Source organism: Cutibacterium sp. KB22876 (genome assembly GCF_059728865.1).
Window position 1 is genome coordinate 607,901 of record NZ_AP040858.1, and the last position, 16,071, is coordinate 623,971.

Consider the following 16,071-nt stretch of genomic DNA (forward strand, 5'->3'; position numbering starts at 1 on the left):
TGCCATACATCTGTGGAAACGTTTCCACGGGTGAGGTCGGGGACAGGCCCCGGCGACCTCGGACTCGACGATGAGAGGAGGGCAAGGTGGATCGCAAATCGACGATCAAGGACGTTGCCAAGCTGGCCGGTGTGTCCCTCGGGACAGCATCTCGCGTTCTCAATGGCAGTTCCGCGACCTCGGAAGCGTCGCGTACTGCAGTGCGCAAGGCGGCCAAGGAGCTCGGCTATCTGTCGAACGCTCATGCCAGGTCGCTGCGTTCGGCCCACACCGGCGTCATTGGTCTGGTCGTCCCGGACATTCGAAACCCGTACTTTGCCGAACTGGCATCAGTTGTGGAGAACGCCTGTCTGGCCCATGGCTGGGCCACCTTGCTGTGCAACGCCGACGAGTCCCCTGACCAGTTCAACCGATACGTCGACACCCTTCGTCGTCAGCGAGTCGACGGTGCGATCGTCACCCCGACCGGCTTGGGAGAGCATGCCGTCAAGGACCTGGTCGACGACGGGGTCCAGGTGGTCTGCGTGGACCGTGAGGTCGCGGGGTCGTCACTGCCCTCCGTCACCTCTGATCCGTGGAACGGAATGGGGGAGGCCGTCGATCACCTGTTGGAACGTGGGCACCGCAGGATCGGTTTCATCACCGGACCCCAACAGACGTCGACTGGTTTGGAGCGTTACCAGGCCTACTGCCAGCTGTTGGCCGAGCATGATGTCGACGTCGTCGATGACCTCGTGGTGGAAGGTGACTACCAGGAGGAATCGGGACGCGTCGGTGCCGGACAACTAATCGATCGCGGTGCCACCGCCGTCTTCGCCTCCGACTCGCTGATGTCGATGGGAGCCCTGCGAACCTGCCTCGACAGGGGAGTTCGCATCGGTGAAGACATCGACCTGGTCGGTTTCGACGACCTTCCGGTGTTCAGTCTCACCAATCCGGCCCTCACCGTCGTTGCCCAGGACATCGACGCCATGGGAAAGGTGGCCGTTGATCTGCTGGACCATGCCATGGCTGGTGAACCGACCAGCTCCGCTCGACTGGACACCCATCTCATCGTCAGGGCATCAACCCGAATGGTCAAGGAGGACCAGTGACAACATCGCCAGTACTTCGACTGGACCACGTCAGTAAGGCTTTTGGGCCCGTCAAGGTCATTGAGGACGTTTCCGTGGACGTCATCCCGGGCAGGGTGCGCGTTTTTCTCGGCGAGAACGGAGCCGGAAAGTCCACCCTCATCAAGATGATGAGCGGTATCTACCACCCAGACTCGGGATCCATCGTCATCGATGGCAACCCTGTTGACCTTCCCACCGTCAAGGCTGCTGAGGCCGAGGGCATCGCGACGATCCACCAGGAGCTCAGCCTCGTTCCACAGATGTCGGTGGCAGAGAACATCATGCTGGGACGTACTCCCAGCCGTGGTGGACTCGTCAGTTGGGGTCCGATGCGAGCCCAGGCCCGTGCCGCTCTGGAGCGGATTGGCCTGGACGTCTCCCCGGATCGGCTCGTCGGGTCGCTGAGTACTGCGCACCAGCAGCTTGTGGAGATCGCGAGAGCTCTCTCGATGGATGCCAGAGTGCTCATCCTCGACGAGCCCACCGCTGCCCTGACTCGCAAGGAGTCCGGTCAGCTCTTCGAGGTGATGGACGACCTCAAGGCCAAGGGCGTGGCGATGGTGTTCATCTCCCACCACCTCGACGAGATTCCGCGCGTTGGTGACGATGTGTCCGTGCTGCGCGACGGCATCCTCGTCGGTGAGGTTCCCGCCTCCACCACCGAGCGCGAGCTGGTCAAGATGATGGTAGGCCGTGACATTGACGACCAGTTCCCGCGCCACCGCGGTGAGGTCGGAGAGGTGCTGCTGTCAGTCAAGGGACTCAGTCGTGAAGGGGCATTCCAGGACGTCGAATTCGAGCTGCATGCCGGCGAGGTGGTGGGCCTGGCCGGCCTGGTGGGAGCCGGACGTACCGAAGTCCTGCGAGCCGTTGCCGGGGCTGACAAGTACGACTCCGGAACCGTCCGCGTTCATGGCAAGGAGCTTCCGGGCGGAAAGGTATCCCGCGCGATTGCCCATGGCATCGGCCACGTGCCTGAGGAGCGCAAGTCCCAGGGACTGGTCCTGGACGCCTCGGTCAACGAGAATCTCGGTTACGCGACCATGAAGTCGACCTCCCACGCCGGTCTGGTTGATCGATCTGGCCAGCGACGACGAGCCCAGGACGTCGCCGAGAAACTGCGGGTGCGGATGGCCGGTCTGGATCAGCCGGTGCGCAACCTGTCCGGTGGCAACCAGCAGAAGGTCGTCATCGGTCGCTGGATCCTCGCGGACTCGTCAATCCTGCTGCTCGACGAACCGACCCGAGGGGTCGACGTCGGTGCGAAGGTCGAGATCTACCAGCTCATCAACTCCGTCACCGAAGCCGGGGGAGCCGTCCTCATGGTGTCCAGCGAGTTGCCCGAGGTAATCGGGATGAGCGATCGAATCCTCGTCATGGCCCACGGACGGGCGATGGGGACCCTGGACGCCATGACGGCCACCGAGGATGCCGTCATGGAGTTGGCAGTGGCCTCCGTCGATCCCGTCGATGAAAAACCAGAATGACCATTTCTGAATCCGAAAAGTATTGAAGCAATGTCGTCTTGTCTCGATCGGCGATGATCGGGAAAGGAAATATCATCGTGACCACCGCAACAACAACCACCACTCAAAAACCGTCAGTCGGTAGGAGAATTGGTTCCTGGGCCCTCAATCATGGTGCCCTTGTCGGTCTCATCATTCTGTGTATTGCCCTGCTCATTGCCACCCCGGTGTTCCTCACCGTGCCGAACATCATCAATATCGGCATTCAGGCAGCCGTGGTGGCCATCATGGCCTTCGGCATGACCTTCGTCATCGTCACCTCCGGCATCGACCTGTCGGTCGGTTCCGTCGCCGCGCTGTCGGCCATGGTCTCGGCGTGGATGTTCTCCAACGTCGGTCTGCCGGGATGGCTCACCCTCATCATCGGCCTGCTCATCGGTCTCCTCGCCGGGGCCGCCTCCGGTCTGGCCATCGCCTACGGAAAGCTGCCGGCCTTCATCGCGACACTGGCCATGATGAGCGTCGCTCGTGGCCTGACTCTCGTCATATCCGGTGGAACACCGGTTGCCACCTCAGGTGCAGTGAACCACCTGGGCGCTGACCTGGGGCCGATCCCCGTTCCCGTCATCATGTTGGCCCTGGCTGGCGTGGTGTGCTGGTTCATCCTGTCGCGCACGGTGCTCGGCCGGTCCCTTTACGCCATCGGTGGCAACGAGGAGGCTGCCCGACTCTCCGGTATCCCGGTGCGTCGCATCCTCGTCGCCGTCTACGCTCTCGCCGGTCTGTTCGCTGGTCTGGCAGGTCTGGTTCTGGCTGGTCGACTGTCCTCGGCTCAGCCGCAGGCGGGTCTGGGATATGAGCTGGATGCCATCGCCGCCGTCGTCATTGGTGGCGCCTCCCTGTCGGGAGGTTCTGGAAAGGCGAGCGGTACGTTCATTGGCGCTGTTCTTCTGGCCGTCATTCGTAACGGTCTCAACATTCTCAACGTGTCCTCCTTCTGGCAGCAGGTCGTCATTGGCTGCGTCATTGCCCTGGCTGTCGGATTCGACGTCTTCAGGTCCAAGAAAGAATCCTGAGCACAACATTGGCAACTGAAAAACACTGTTGAAAAACGAAAGGTAGAACGATGAAGTTCAAAACTGCTCACAAGGTGCTCGCGACGGCGGTCGTCGCGACGATGGCCGCCACTGGTTTGGCGGGCTGCAACCGCGACGGCGGATCCGGATCGGCCGCCTCCGGGACGGTCGTGCTGGCCGTCTCCACCCAGACCAACCCCTTCTTCGTCCAGCTGGTTGACGGCGCCAAGAAGGAGGCCAAGGCCAAGGGGGTCAACCTCCAGGTCCAGGATGCCTCTGACGATGCCGCCACTCAGGCCAACCAGCTCGCCAACGCGGTGTCCACCGCAGCCAAGGTCGTCATCGTCAACCCGACCGACTCCGACGCCGTCGCCCCCTCGGTCAAGGCCCTCAACAAGGCCAAGATTCCGGTCATCACCGTCGACCGCAGCTCCTCCAGCGGTGACGTCGCCTCCTTCATCGCCTCTGACAACGTCGCCGGTGGCGTCGAGGCTGCCAAGGAGCTCGCCAAGATCATGGGCGACAAGGGCGAGATCATCCACCTGCAGGGAACCCCAGGAGCCTCGGCATCCCGCGACCGTGGCAAGGGATTCACCGGGGAGATCGCCAAGCACCCGGGCATCAGGGTGGTCGCCAAGCAGACCGCCAACTTCGATCGCTCCAAGGCCCTCGACGTGACGACCAACCTCATGCAGGCACACCCGAAGGCGGCTGGCATCTTCGCCGAGAATGACGAGATGGCCATCGGCGCCATCTCCGCTCTGGGATCGAAGGCTGGCAAGGGCGTCAAGATCGTCGGCTTCGACGGCACTGCTGACGGCATCAAGGCCGTCAAGACTGGAACCCTGGGAGCGACGATCGCCCAGCAGCCCGCTCTGCTCGGCAAGGCCGCGGTGGACCAGGCCGCCGACATTCTGGCCGGCAAGACGGTTTCCAAGACCACCCCGATCAAGGTGGTGCTGGTGACGAAGGACAACGCGAAGGACTACGAATGAGTGATCGATGCGTGACCGCATCCGGAAAGGTCGCCGTCGTCGGGTCGATCAATGCCGACATGAGAGTCGGTGTGGAGAGGTTCCCCGGGCCGGGGGAGACCCTGGCCGGGGGACAGGCCACCCTGACCCCCGGCGGTAAGGGAGCCAACCAGGCCCTCGCGGCGGCACGTTGCGGAGCCCAGGTGGAGATGGTTGGTGCTGTCGGGAACGACCCGACGGCTGAGACAGCCCTCTCCCTGCTCTCGGAGTGCGTCGGCCTCGACGGTGTGGTGCGTCGAGACATCCTGACGGGGACTGCCGTCGTCATGGTGGCCGATTCCGGGGAGAACTCGATCATCGTCATCGCGGCCGCCAACGGGTCGGTCGACGCTGCGAGCGTGCATGCGCAGGCCGAGAGGGTTGAGGGCGCTGACGTCGTGGTCTGCCAAGGGGAGATCCCGCGGGACGGGATAGCCGAGGCAGCTCGATGCGCCGAGCGGTTCGTGTTCAATCTGGCTCCGGTCATCAACGTTGACCCGGAGGTCATTCGGATGGCCGATCCACTGGTGGTCAACGAGCACGAAGCGGCCCTCGTCGCTGCCGCGCTGGGGTCGACGACACCTCGCCTCGAAGACGATCCTGACGCCGCCCTGCGCGAGTTGTTGGATCTGGGATGTCGCAGTGTCGTCATCACCCTGGGATCGGCCGGCTGCATCGTCGGCGGACCGGAAGGGTTCGATTCGGTGCCGGCAACGAAAACGGTGGCTGTCGACACGGTCGGTGCGGGTGACGCCTTCGTCGGTGCCTTGGCTGCTGAGCTGGCTCGCGGACGCAGCCTTGTCGAGGGCTGCCGTTTCGCCACTGCGGTGGCGACTCTGACGGTGACCAAACCAGGAGCACAGGCCTCCTACCCGAGCATTGGGGAGATCGAGAACATTCGCCAAGGGGATCAAGCATGAAGAAGAGCGGACTGCTCAACCCCCAGTTGTGTGCGGCGGTAGCCAGGTTGGGGCACACCCAGACCTTCGTCGTGGCAGACGCCGGGTTGCCGATTCCCGTGGACGTCCCGGTGGTTGATCTCGCGCTGGTGCTGGGAACTCCGAGGTTCCAGGAGGTTTTCGACGCCATCCTGGATGAGGTCGCCGTCGAGGGGGCTACGATCGCCACCGAGGCTGTCGGCCACGAGCCGGAAGAGTGGGTGAGGAATCGGATCGACGAGGTCAAAGCCGTCAGTCACGAAGACCTGAAGAAGGCACTTCCGAGTGTCTCCTTCGTAGTGCGAACCGGTGAGACGACGCCATACTCCAACGTCATCGTTCATTGTGGTGTGGCGTTCTAAGTGGAGCACGACACCTCGATTGGATCCCGACTTGCTCCGAACGTTAAGTATCCATTAGAGTCTTAACTCGCGGTCGGGAAACTGGTCGAGGTTCGGGCCTATAGCTCAGTCGGTTAGAGCGCCGCCCTGATAAGGCGGAGGTCACTGGTTCAAGTCCAGTTAGGCCCACCGAACAAAACCCCTTGGTGACAAGGGGTTTTGTGGGTTAAGGGTCAAAATGTGTGTCTGGCTCGGCGTGTCGCGGGGGTTAGATTTGGCCTTTTTGAATGCCGATTGAGTGGGTGTAGTCGGTGTCGATAGCGTTGTCGTAGAGGGCTGGGCGTCCTGTTTCGTGGTCGGCTTGGTTCTCGGTTTGGGTCAGGGTGGATACTTTGGCGAGTTGGCCCTGGCCCCAGTCGGACTGCCTGGCGATTCGTACTGGATCGTCAGGCAGTTCCGTTTTTAAGTAGAGCCACCAATCCAGCATGCGGCGTTGTCGTTCGCCTGATCTGCCGCGGTGGGTTCTGGCGAGCAGTTTGAGCTGGGCGTTGATGCCGCCTTCTAAGCTGTTGGTGGTGGATTTGATCCGCTCGGGCGCAAGGACTCCTGCTGGCGGGTTGAGGTAGACAAACAGCATCTCGGACCGCCAAAGATGGTTGAGGCTGTTGTAGGCCTTGCGCACGTTGTGGTGGGTCCACACGCGGGTCCATGCACCTGTTTTGGGGTCTTTGATCATGGTTTTCTCGTTCATCCATTCCCGGTAGATCGTTGAAAACTCGTGCAGTTGCACACCCCACGCGGCGGCTTCATCCAGTGTGGTGATCCGGGTCAGTTTCAGCGCAAGTCGGTAGATGGTGCGCCCGGCATCGGTGCGTGGGTTGGTGGTGGTGTAGCGGCGGACCACGCGTTGGGCGTGGACGAGGCAGCGTTGAATTTTCGTAGTCGGCCAGCACTTTTTGATTGCGCTGTATGCGCCTTGGCCGCCGTCGATGACGGCGATGAGTGGGGCTTCGATGCGTTCAAGCAGCAGTTGGTAGTCGCGGGTGGTTTCGTGTTTGCACCAGTGCCAGGCGATCACGTGGTCGATGGTCGCCGCGACGATCAGGCAGCCACCGGCGGTGTAGGTGCCATCGAGAAATACCTGGTCGTAGATCCGCTTGTGGTGGCCGGCGGTGGGGTCAGGCACATCAACGAGCCAGCACCACTTGAAGCGCCGCTTCATGGTGGCGCGGCTAACACCGTTTCGTTTGGCTAGGTCGTCGAGTGATATTGCGGTGGTGCAATGCTCGATGAACTGGGTGAACACTGCCGCGTTGGTGATGTCGTTTCGACGTTTGACGCTGGAGGCGCCGCATTGTTTGCAGCGCCATCTGGTGGTGCCTTTGCTGGTGGTGCCGTTGCGTTTCATTTCACCGCCGCAGTGGCAGCGTGGTTGGTTCTTCGACATTGCGACACCACACCACGCCGCGCATAGCACATCACGGCTGCCACACCGAGGATTTCCCGTCGGGGGCTAGATATATGCTTCCGGAGCATATACTTTCCGGAAACCTACAGGTCAATCCGTGAAAATCCGCGATTCCGGACACACTTTTTGACCCTTAACCCAGATTGCACGCGTGGGGATTGAGGGTGTGAATCCCACTGTCGTGGGTTTGATGAGGTAGTCGATGTTGCGGAAGCTTTGGCATCGGCGTGCGTTGTGCTCCGTACGTTGTTTCAAAAACGGGTTTCATCAAACGGAACAAAACCTGGGACACTTCATATCCCACCCCAGGCCTAATGACTTGGGTGCAGCGGCAACGCTCATCCGATTTAGGCAGAGTCGTTGCAGGATCCAGTGGGTCACCTGGTCCGTGGTCTTTGAATTGTCGGGCGCGCAGGCAAGGCCAGCACGGAAGATCTTCTGCAAGCAACGCTTGTTGGTGCACCGGTAGCGTGGAAGGCGCACATGAAGTTGTTGGGTGGCCGACGATGGGCAGATCGACCAGGCTGCGGATGACGTGGTCGCGGAATACTCCAGGCTGCCCGCAGGTAGGGCATTCATTGATCGGCTCGACGGGTTCGGCTTCAATAACAGTGACGTCACCGTTTTCTGTGGCACCGGTGATAGTAGTTCCTAGTTTTGCGGTGCGGCAGATGGTATCGACGATGACATTTCCGTTAGGCTGCACAGTAGGTCCTTAGTTTTGTACGGATGGATTAGATACCTTTTTCCTACAAAGCCAAGGACCCCAATATCTTGTGCCACGCCCGAACCCCCGGCGAACTAATCAATGCACTCTAAAACCGGAAGAGCCCTTTTAGTACTACTGGTGGATTTCGGTTTTGGTGGGGATTAACGCCGCCGGCTTCGGTTTTTCCGTTGAGGAGGTCGTTGACTACTTCCCGATGGTGAAATGGGTCGATGGTGAGGTAGAGAGGAACCAGTCACCTGGAAGAGATCGATCCAGTCGTTGGTGTGCAATCTGGGAGGTAGGGTCGCGGGGTCGATTCCTCGCGAGCGCAACCATGATTGTGTTTCTGAACGTGATGAAAACAACCCTGCCCTTCGGAGAATTTCCCCTATCCCGCGTCCCCGGGCAGTGAAAACGGTGTGCACCATCGCCTGAAAGGCTTTGCGCTGCTCTATCGGAATCTTCGGGTCACCCACCCGGCGGATCACTAAGATCCCCCCGTCAACGTTTGGCTGTGGCCGGAAAGCAGACCTTGGTACCCGAGAACCCAGGTGAAATGTGAACCATGGGGACCACTGAGCCGTCATCATCGTGCTTGCGCCTACCCCGGCCCGGCGGCGAGCGACTTCCCACTGCATGAGGAGTACAGCGTCAGTCCATGCTGGCGCATGCAGCAACTTTCGAAGAATGGCAGTGGTGAGGTGAAAGGGAATGTTTCCCACAATGACGCAGGGAGTGGCGGGTAACCGGAAGTTAAGGAAATCATCATGGACCACTTCGACCGCCGCCGAGGAGGTTTCTTGTGTGATTTTGGCAGCTAGTTTTGCGTCCACTTCAACTGCCGTTATCGCCCTCCCCAAGTGGGCCATCGGGTGAGTGAGGGCACCGCTTCCTGGTCCGATCTCAATGATGGGGCCGGAGGTTTGTTTCACAAGGTCGATGATGGAGTTGATGATCTTGTGGTTGGTGAGAAAATTTTGGCCATGCTCGTGACGGCCGTGTCCGTATGCAGACATCAGGTGTGCTCCTTGGATTTGAAAGGGAGCCGGGCATGACAAATAGCCGCCCGGCTAAAGGACCGGAGCGGTTTTTAACCTACGGGGTAGGAAACCGCCTTAGCGGTTGGTGCGCAACCGCAAGAAAGCGGTACCTGAAATCAACATGGGTCTAATTATATCCATTAAAGGGTTAAGGGTCAAAATGTGTGTCTGGCTCGGCGTGTCGCGGGGGTTAGATTTGGCCTTTTTGAATGCCGATTGAGTGGGTGTAGTCGGTGTCGATAGCGTTGTCGTAGAGGGCTGGGCGTCCTGTTTCGTGGTCGGCTTGGTTCTCGGTTTGGGTCAGGGTGGATACTTTGGCGAGTTGGCCCTGGCCCCAGTCGGACTGCCTGGCGATTCGTACTGGATCGTCAGGCAGTTCCGTTTTTAAGTAGAGCCACCAATCCAGCATGCGGCGTTGTCGTTCGCCTGATCTGCCGCGGTGGGTTCTGGCGAGCAGTTTGAGCTGGGCGTTGATGCCGCCTTCTAAGCTGTTGGTGGTGGATTTGATCCGCTCGGGCGCAAGGACTCCTGCTGGCGGGTTGAGGTAGACAAACAGCATCTCGGACCGCCAAAGATGGTTGAGGCTGTTGTAGGCCTTGCGCACGTTGTGGTGGGTCCACACGCGGGTCCATGCACCTGTTTTGGGGTCTTTGATCATGGTTTTCTCGTTCATCCATTCCCGGTAGATCGTTGAAAACTCGTGCAGTTGCACACCCCACGCGGCGGCTTCATCCAGTGTGGTGATCCGGGTCAGTTTCAGCGCAAGTCGGTAGATGGTGCGCCCGGCATCGGTGCGTGGGTTGGTGGTGGTGTAGCGGCGGACCACGCGTTGGGCGTGGACGAGGCAGCGTTGAATTTTCGTAGTCGGCCAGCACTTTTTGATTGCGCTGTATGCGCCTTGGCCGCCGTCGATGACGGCGATGAGTGGGGCTTCGATGCGTTCAAGCAGCAGTTGGTAGTCGCGGGTGGTTTCGTGTTTGCACCAGTGCCAGGCGATCACGTGGTCGATGGTCGCCGCGACGATCAGGCAGCCACCGGCGGTGTAGGTGCCATCGAGAAATACCTGGTCGTAGATCCGCTTGTGGTGGCCGGCGGTGGGGTCAGGCACATCAACGAGCCAGCACCACTTGAAGCGCCGCTTCATGGTGGCGCGGCTAACACCGTTTCGTTTGGCTAGGTCGTCGAGTGATATTGCGGTGGTGCAATGCTCGATGAACTGGGTGAACACTGCCGCGTTGGTGATGTCGTTTCGACGTTTGACGCTGGAGGCGCCGCATTGTTTGCAGCGCCATCTGGTGGTGCCTTTGCTGGTGGTGCCGTTGCGTTTCATTTCACCGCCGCAGTGGCAGCGTGGTTGGTTCTTCGACATTGCGACACCACACCACGCCGCGCATAGCACATCACGGCTGCCACACCGAGGATTTCCCGTCGGGGGCTAGATATATGCTTCCGGAGCATATACTTTCCGGAAACCTACAGGTCAATCCGTGAAAATCCGCGATTCCGGACACACTTTTTGACCCTTAACCCAAAGTTTTAGGGGCTGTGTGCGTCGGTTCGTGCATCGAGTTGCACGCCCGGCGTGGTTGGTGGAAGACGCCCGTAGCTGCCAGGAGATGACGACGGTGACCTTGCCACCACTGGTTCGTGCTGATGTTGGCAGGAGGCCGGTGGGGGCCAGGTAGGGTGCCGCCCCCATTTGAGAGCATGGTCCTGCCCCCGATCAGCGGGACCCGGACGAGGGAGCCGTACCCGGACAGCGACAAGACGGCCTGAAAAGGTGGTTGCTGTCATGGCATGGCTGATTCTTGTGTTGTCCGGTTCCCTGGAGGCGGTGTGGGCCACCGCGATGGGTCGATCCGAGGGGTTCATCAAACTCGTCCCAAGCATCATCGTCGTTGTCGGGTGTGCTGCGAGCATGTTCGGCCTGGCGATGGCCATGAAGTCCCTTCCCGTCGGAACGGCTTATGCGGTGTGGGTCGGAATTGGGGCTGTCGTCACGGTCGCCTACGCGATGATCACCGGTGCCGAGCCGGTTTCGGTGGCCAAGATCCTGCTGCTGGGCGGGATCGTCGGCTGTGTCATTGGTCTCAAGCTCGTGGAGTGACGGATCGTCCTGCGTCGTCAAGGCTTGAAAGACAAACAAGTGCGGTGCGGATCGATGGATCCGCACCGCACCGCTGGAGTTGGAGAATTGTTGGGGTCGCAGATTCCTGTCAGGGCTTGACCGCAGCAGCGACGGCCTTGTAGACGTCGCCTGCCTCCCCGCGAAGGATGCGGGCCACCGTGTGCAGCAGCGGGACGGTCTCCTCGTCGACACCGAGCTGACCGGCGAATCGAACGGCCAGCGGAGCTGCCGGGTACCCCTCGACCGTCTGCTCGAGTTCATTCATGTTCTTCAGGGCGTCATCGGGGTGTTCCCCCTTGCCGAGGCGAACGCCGTACAGCTTGTTTCGGCCGGACAGACCGGTGACCTCGAGGTCTCCCACCCCGGCGAGGCCGTAGGGAGTCTCAGCATGACCACCGGCATGGTCGACGAGGATGGACATCTCCCGGACGGCCTGGGCAAAGGTCGCTGCCCTGAGGTTGTGACGCGGGATGCCGCTCGCCTCTCCCAGACCGTCAGCGATGCCCAGGGCAATGGCATAGACGTTCTTGAGGGCAGCACACAGCTCGACGCCGACCTCGTCGTCACTGGGACGAATGCCGTAGGTGGCGGTGGACGCATCAGCTGCCAGTCCCTTGGCGATGTCGAAGTCGGTGCAGGAGAAGGTCGTCGCCGTCACCTCTCCGGCAGCGCACTCATTGGCCTTGACAGGTCCACCGATGGCGACGATCGGGGGAAGGGAGACCCCCTTGTCAGCTGCGATGGCACGAATGGCGTCGGGCAGCAGTGTGATGCGTCCTTCGGGATTGGTCCAGAAGCCCTTGGCCGTCAGGCACAGAGCCCGCAGATCTCCGAGGTGTTCCAGCAGCATCTCGGTGACGCGCGGCAGGCCGTCAGAGGTGACGGCGATGTCAACGACGTCAGAGCCCTCAAGGGCCACCGCAAGCTCGTCGGAGCGATACGTCTTGATTCCGGGAGCTGCCTCAACCTTGATGCGGGGATGGGGCTCACCCTTCTCGATGCAGTCAAGGAGGTGGTCGTCCAGCCACGTTCCCCACAGGTGCACCTCCCATCCGGATTCGACGAGGGGCTTGCACAGCGCGGTGCCCATGGCTCCTGCGCCCAGAACGGTGAAAACTGGCATGTCGTGTCCTTCCTGTATTCGCTGTCGATCGCGAGGCGGACGGCGTTGTGGAAGATGTCGCGACTGGCACCTTCCACTCCACCGTAGGTTGGTCATGGCTCAGGACGAGACCTTGGGGGACTCGGGCTTGGTACTGGGGTATCTGTTGGCCAAGGTGTGCAGGTCTTCGAAGACTTCCTGGAGCTGCGGGTAGAGGCGATGCTGGACCTCGGCGATGTCCTTGTACTGCTCGTGCAGGGACATGTCGGGCTCCGTGGTGTCGCCGAAGTGGGCCATCGCCTTCGCCGATGCGGCGACGTCGTGGCTGCCGTGGGCCTCGATTCCGGCCATGGCAAGGACAGCGGCACCAAGGGCTGAGATCTCGTCCTCGACGCATGTTGTGATGGGGACACCTGCGGTGTCAGCCATGATCTGACGCCACAGCTTGGATCGAGTTCCGCCTCCCATGGCACGCAAGGTCGTGATGCGGACGCCGGTCTGTTTCTCGATGCAGTCCAGGTTGAAGCGCATCTCGAAGCCGATCGACTCGAGGATGGAGCGGTACATGTGCGCTCGGGAATGAGTTCCGCGCCAACCGACCACGGCTCCGCGGGCGACCGGATCCCAGTACGGCGACTGCACAGCGTTCCAGTACGGGAGGGTGATGAGGCCCTCACAGCCGGGCGGGATGGTGCTGGCGGCGGCGTCGAGCTCAGGGTCGGGCTCACCGAGGAGACGCGGATCACCGAGGGCCTCGCGGAACCATCCGGCCAGATAGGACCCGGACGACTGCAGCACCTCGAAGACGTACTCACCGGGAATTCCGGACACCAGGGTCCGTACCGCTGAGTCGTACTTGTAGGTGGGTGACTCGACGCCAGCGTTCACAGCGGTGCCAAGATTGAGGTAGGCAATGTCCGGGGTGATTGCGGCAGCGCCGATACCGGCTGCCTGACCGTCGCCAAGGCCCGCAATGACGGGAATCGGACCGTCCAGACCCCAGTCTGCGACGAGTTCTGGACGCAGATCCCCGATGACGTCGGCAGGAGGAACCAAATCAGCCATCTGATCGCGACGGACGCCAGCGATCTCGAGGAGTTCGTCCGCCCAGGTGCGTGATTCGATGTCGAAGAGGCCGAGGGAATCGGCGGATGCCTCGGATGTCGCCCACCTGCCGGTGAGGTTGAAGCAGATGTAGCCACCGACGTCGATGACCTTGTCGGCCTGGGCGAAGGCGTCCGGCTCATACTGCTTGAGCCATGCCATCTTGTAGATGGCGGGCGTGACGCCTGCCGGCTTTCCGGACAGTTGGTGGACGCGATCCGTGCCATAGGCGCGGATCTGCTCGGTGGCCCGGCCGTCCAGCCACAAGATGCCGTTGCGCAACGGCGTGCCGTCGGCCTTGAACGGCGCGAAAGACTCTCGCTGCTGCGTCACACCAATGGCGCTGACGCGGGATCGGTCTGCGGGGCTGAGGCCGGAGATGACTTCGCCGATTGTGTCCCGCGAGGTCTCCCACCAGCGGATGGGATTGTGCTCGTACTGATCCATCGCCGGGGTGTGCAACTGGATGGGCCGCTTGGCGGTGCCCAGCACGTTGCCGTCGACATCGACGACGATGGCCTTCGTGGAGGTCGTTGATGAATCGATGGCGATGACGAGGGGTCCGTCAGTGCTCTTGTTGTTCATGCTTCAGCCTTTCCAAAAACAACTGCTACGACGAAGTCGTCTTGGTGATCCCCACCATATGTCAAAACAATCAGGATCGAATGTGAATACAGTGCGACGTCATGTGTGATACAAGATCATTCTTTTTCGCGGCATGATGTCGCGCTGCATAATCTGATATGCAATTCAGTGTCAGCTGTCGTCAGGCGGCCTCGGTATCAGAAGGTATCATCGCCCTGACGAGGGAAACAATCTCTTCTGGTTCAGCAGCGTTCCTGATCGTTTTCATGAGATCGCCATCTTGAATGGATTTCACGATGTTCTGAAGCATGCTCAGATGATCATCCGCATTCGACAATGCCATGAGAATGACGACGGAAACCGAAACCTCATCCTCCTCTGACCCACCCATCTGACCGAAGAGCACCGGAGTGCGCAAGGTCGTGACTGCCAAGGCGTCCCGCGTCACGTACTGAGGATCCGTGTGCGGGATGGCCACGCCGCCACTGATGGGAAGGCCTGTCGGATAATTCTCCTCTCGTTTCAACAAAGCTTCTAGGAATCCCGCATTGGTCACCCCAGACTCATCAAGTTGGTGAGCCATGGCTGTCAGGACCTGATCACGGTCAGCAGCCTCAGCATTCACATTTGTAAGCTCGGTGTTCAGAAGTACGCTCATATTGTCACTGCTTTCACAGGCTCGGAAATAGCCGCGGGGATACTGTGCTCCGTCAGATCAGAACATCCGGTGGATGAGCGAGATGATGACGTTGGGAAGGTTGTAACCGAAGAATGCATCAGTCACAGAGCCGGAAACCTGAACGCCGGTGGCATGCATCATCGCAGTGGCCTCTGGTGCGAAGAAGCTCGCGCCCCACTCAACGAAGAACATGTAGATCGCCCCGATGATGAGGGAACGGAACATGTTTCCGTTGCAGGCCAGACAGATCATCGGCATCATGTAGACGATCACGGTGAGCATGCCGACCGGGAAGTAGTTCATACCCGGGATGATGAATGCGAAGGCAATACACAGCGGGATCATCAGAACGGTGATGGTGATTGCCGCCGGGTCACCGAGCGCCAGAGCGACGTCCATGCCGATGTTGAGCTCGCGCTCGCTGCCGTCCTTGTTCTTTCCGAGGTGACGCTTCATGAAGGTCTTCGCACCTTCACCCACCGTTGACAGGCCCTCCATCATGACCGAGACCATCCGAGGTAGGAGCACCAGAACGGTGGCGATTCCCATACCCATGACGAGGACTCCCTGCCAAGGCTGACGAGTCATGAGCCCCAGGAAGATGCCGACAATAAGGCCGATGAAGGCGGTGTCCCCGAAGAATCCGAGCTTGTCTCCGACCTTCTCCATGGAGATGTCAATCTTGCGCACTCCGGGGATCTTGTCGATGACCCAGTTCAGTGCGATCGCGATGGGCCATGCCGACGTGATGTAGGAAAGGGTCGAGCATGTCGTTCCTGTGAGACCGTAGTATTCCTGCCACTTTGGCGCGACACGCTGGGCGACGATGAGGTCAATGACCGAAAGGACGAGGACGACAGCCAGGCCGATCCAGGCGTTGTTCGTCAGTGCGTAGGCCAGAGTTCCGGGCACTAGGAAGTGGATGAAGTTCCAGATGTCGACGTTGAGTACGTTCGTCATCTTCGCGAGAATCATGACGACGTTTATCAGGACGACAAGAAGGATGGCAGGGGCAGCGAACGGCACTCCGAATGAGGCCGCACCGACAGCCGCCCAGCCGACGTCAACGGTCGTGAATCCTCCACCCATGTGCCGGTAGTAATCCACTGCCGGCTGCACGGACGTCATGAGGAATCCGATGACGAGGGAAAGCCCGGAGAATCCGATACCGATCATCAGACCGGCCTTGAGGGATTTACCGAAAGGCATCCTGAAGATCAGGCAGAGAATCAGCATCACGATCGGCAGGATGACCACAGCGCCGATGTCGAGAATGCCCTTGATGATTGACATGATGGGGTGCTCCT

The 16,071-nt window shown here is 60.4% G+C and carries 15 protein-coding genes, 1 tRNA gene, 1 pseudogene and 1 riboswitch; of the genes and pseudogenes, 8 read left to right on the top strand and 9 right to left on the bottom strand.

The features are described 5' to 3' along the window. Positions 1 to 86: 86 nt before the first annotated feature. From AC6I1W_RS02765 to AC6I1W_RS02795, 7 genes are all read left to right on the top strand, one after another. Positions 87 to 1,094 (top strand): LacI family DNA-binding transcriptional regulator, encoded by a 1,008-nt coding sequence (locus tag AC6I1W_RS02765; RefSeq protein WP_065672922.1) that lies wholly within the window; start codon positions 87 to 89, stop codon positions 1,092 to 1,094. Continuing rightward, a complete protein-coding gene (locus AC6I1W_RS02770) occupies positions 1,091 to 2,602 on the top strand; it encodes a sugar ABC transporter ATP-binding protein (protein WP_065672923.1) in 1,512 nt (503 codons plus the stop codon). The genes AC6I1W_RS02765 and AC6I1W_RS02770 overlap by 4 nt, the downstream gene beginning before the upstream one ends. A 53-nt stretch (positions 2,603 to 2,655) precedes the next feature. Next, positions 2,656 to 3,657, top strand: coding sequence for an ABC transporter permease (locus tag AC6I1W_RS02775; protein ID WP_117188310.1), 1,002 nt, complete (start codon positions 2,656 to 2,658; stop codon positions 3,655 to 3,657). 50 nt (positions 3,658 to 3,707) lie between these two features. Then, complete coding sequence (locus AC6I1W_RS02780) at positions 3,708 to 4,652, top strand: D-ribose ABC transporter substrate-binding protein (RefSeq protein WP_016666606.1); 945 nt, start codon at positions 3,708 to 3,710, stop codon at positions 4,650 to 4,652. Further along, positions 4,649 to 5,590, top strand: a complete 942-nt coding sequence (locus AC6I1W_RS02785) for a ribokinase (RefSeq protein WP_065672924.1) — start codon at positions 4,649 to 4,651, stop codon at positions 5,588 to 5,590. The genes AC6I1W_RS02780 and AC6I1W_RS02785 overlap by 4 nt, the downstream gene beginning before the upstream one ends. Next, on the top strand, positions 5,587 to 5,970 hold the full coding sequence (gene rbsD / locus AC6I1W_RS02790; RefSeq protein WP_117188308.1) for a D-ribose pyranase: 384 nt from the start codon (positions 5,587 to 5,589) through the stop codon (positions 5,968 to 5,970). The genes AC6I1W_RS02785 and rbsD overlap by 4 nt, the downstream gene beginning before the upstream one ends. A 94-nt stretch (positions 5,971 to 6,064) precedes the next feature. Then, positions 6,065 to 6,138 (top strand) — tRNA-Ile (locus AC6I1W_RS02795). A gap of 79 nt (positions 6,139 to 6,217) precedes the next feature. Here AC6I1W_RS02795 and AC6I1W_RS02800 read toward each other — a convergent pair. The 5 genes and pseudogenes from AC6I1W_RS02800 to AC6I1W_RS02820 form a co-directional block, all read right to left on the bottom strand. Next, on the bottom strand, positions 6,218 to 7,396 hold the full coding sequence (locus tag AC6I1W_RS02800) for an IS256-like element IS1249 family transposase (protein ID WP_005323424.1): 1,179 nt from the start codon (positions 7,394 to 7,396) through the stop codon (positions 6,218 to 6,220). A 309-nt stretch (positions 7,397 to 7,705) separates the two neighbouring features. Next, positions 7,706 to 8,123 (bottom strand): annotated as a pseudogene (locus tag AC6I1W_RS02805) (transposase family protein); the annotation flags it as partial. 164 nt (positions 8,124 to 8,287) lie between these two features. Beyond that, complete coding sequence (locus AC6I1W_RS02810) at positions 8,288 to 9,142, bottom strand: 23S rRNA (adenine(2058)-N(6))-methyltransferase Erm(X) (protein WP_011117480.1); 855 nt, start codon at positions 9,140 to 9,142, stop codon at positions 8,288 to 8,290. A gap of 99 nt (positions 9,143 to 9,241) precedes the next feature. Then, positions 9,242 to 9,307, bottom strand: coding sequence for an erythromycin resistance leader peptide (locus AC6I1W_RS02815; protein WP_071569110.1), 66 nt, complete (start codon positions 9,305 to 9,307; stop codon positions 9,242 to 9,244). Positions 9,308 to 9,356: 49 nt separating this feature from the next. Further along, entirely contained in the window at positions 9,357 to 10,535 is a 1,179-nt protein-coding gene (locus AC6I1W_RS02820; RefSeq protein ID WP_005323424.1) for an IS256-like element IS1249 family transposase, read from the bottom strand. A gap of 342 nt (positions 10,536 to 10,877) precedes the next feature. Then, positions 10,878 to 10,943: riboswitch (guanidine-III (ykkC-III) riboswitch) on the top strand. A 15-nt stretch (positions 10,944 to 10,958) separates the two neighbouring features. Here AC6I1W_RS02820 and AC6I1W_RS02825 point away from each other — a divergent pair. Continuing rightward, complete coding sequence (locus tag AC6I1W_RS02825) at positions 10,959 to 11,273, top strand: DMT family transporter (protein WP_117188306.1); 315 nt, start codon at positions 10,959 to 10,961, stop codon at positions 11,271 to 11,273. Between the two features lie 109 nt (positions 11,274 to 11,382). Here AC6I1W_RS02825 and AC6I1W_RS02830 read toward each other — a convergent pair whose 3' ends face one another. From AC6I1W_RS02830 to AC6I1W_RS02845, 4 genes are all read right to left on the bottom strand, one after another. Then, positions 11,383 to 12,417: an NAD(P)H-dependent glycerol-3-phosphate dehydrogenase gene (locus AC6I1W_RS02830; protein WP_065672927.1), complete on the bottom strand. Its 1,035-nt coding sequence runs from the start codon at positions 12,415 to 12,417 to the stop codon at positions 11,383 to 11,385. Positions 12,418 to 12,516: 99 nt separating this feature from the next. Beyond that, the gene (locus AC6I1W_RS02835) at positions 12,517 to 14,085 is read right to left on the bottom strand and encodes a xylulokinase (RefSeq protein ID WP_016666611.1); all 1,569 of its coding nucleotides are present in this window, start codon (positions 14,083 to 14,085) and stop codon (positions 12,517 to 12,519) included. A 181-nt stretch (positions 14,086 to 14,266) separates the two neighbouring features. Continuing rightward, positions 14,267 to 14,743 carry a PTS sugar transporter subunit IIA gene (locus tag AC6I1W_RS02840; RefSeq protein WP_065672928.1) on the bottom strand — a complete coding sequence of 159 codons (477 nt, stop codon included), beginning with the start codon at positions 14,741 to 14,743 and terminating at the stop codon, positions 14,267 to 14,269. 57 nt (positions 14,744 to 14,800) lie between these two features. Further along, complete coding sequence (locus AC6I1W_RS02845) at positions 14,801 to 16,057, bottom strand: PTS transporter subunit IIC (RefSeq protein ID WP_065672929.1); 1,257 nt, start codon at positions 16,055 to 16,057, stop codon at positions 14,801 to 14,803. Positions 16,058 to 16,071: the final 14 nt, after the last annotated feature.

What these genes read in the sequence shown, in the direction of transcription:
- AC6I1W_RS02775 (WP_117188310.1), top strand. Translation starts at nt 2,656, where the DNA reads ATGATCGGGAAAGGAAATATCATCGTGACCACCGCAACAACAACCACC.
- AC6I1W_RS02845 (WP_065672929.1), bottom strand. Translation starts at nt 16,057, where the DNA reads ATGTCAATCATCAAGGGCATTCTCGACATCGGCGCTGTGGTCATCCTG.
- AC6I1W_RS02780 (WP_016666606.1), top strand. Translation starts at nt 3,708, where the DNA reads ATGAAGTTCAAAACTGCTCACAAGGTGCTCGCGACGGCGGTCGTCGCG.
- AC6I1W_RS02835 (WP_016666611.1), bottom strand. Translation starts at nt 14,085, where the DNA reads ATGAACAACAAGAGCACTGACGGACCCCTCGTCATCGCCATCGATTCA.
- AC6I1W_RS02830 (WP_065672927.1), bottom strand. Translation starts at nt 12,417, where the DNA reads ATGCCAGTTTTCACCGTTCTGGGCGCAGGAGCCATGGGCACCGCGCTG.
- AC6I1W_RS02840 (WP_065672928.1), bottom strand. Translation starts at nt 14,743, where the DNA reads ATGAGCGTACTTCTGAACACCGAGCTTACAAATGTGAATGCTGAGGCT.
- AC6I1W_RS02800 (WP_005323424.1), bottom strand. Translation starts at nt 7,396, where the DNA reads ATGTCGAAGAACCAACCACGCTGCCACTGCGGCGGTGAAATGAAACGC.
- AC6I1W_RS02810 (WP_011117480.1), bottom strand. Translation starts at nt 9,142, where the DNA reads ATGTCTGCATACGGACACGGCCGTCACGAGCATGGCCAAAATTTTCTC.
- AC6I1W_RS02820 (WP_005323424.1), bottom strand. Translation starts at nt 10,535, where the DNA reads ATGTCGAAGAACCAACCACGCTGCCACTGCGGCGGTGAAATGAAACGC.
- AC6I1W_RS02825 (WP_117188306.1), top strand. Translation starts at nt 10,959, where the DNA reads ATGGCATGGCTGATTCTTGTGTTGTCCGGTTCCCTGGAGGCGGTGTGG.
- AC6I1W_RS02785 (WP_065672924.1), top strand. Translation starts at nt 4,649, where the DNA reads ATGAGTGATCGATGCGTGACCGCATCCGGAAAGGTCGCCGTCGTCGGG.
- rbsD (WP_117188308.1), top strand. Translation starts at nt 5,587, where the DNA reads ATGAAGAAGAGCGGACTGCTCAACCCCCAGTTGTGTGCGGCGGTAGCC.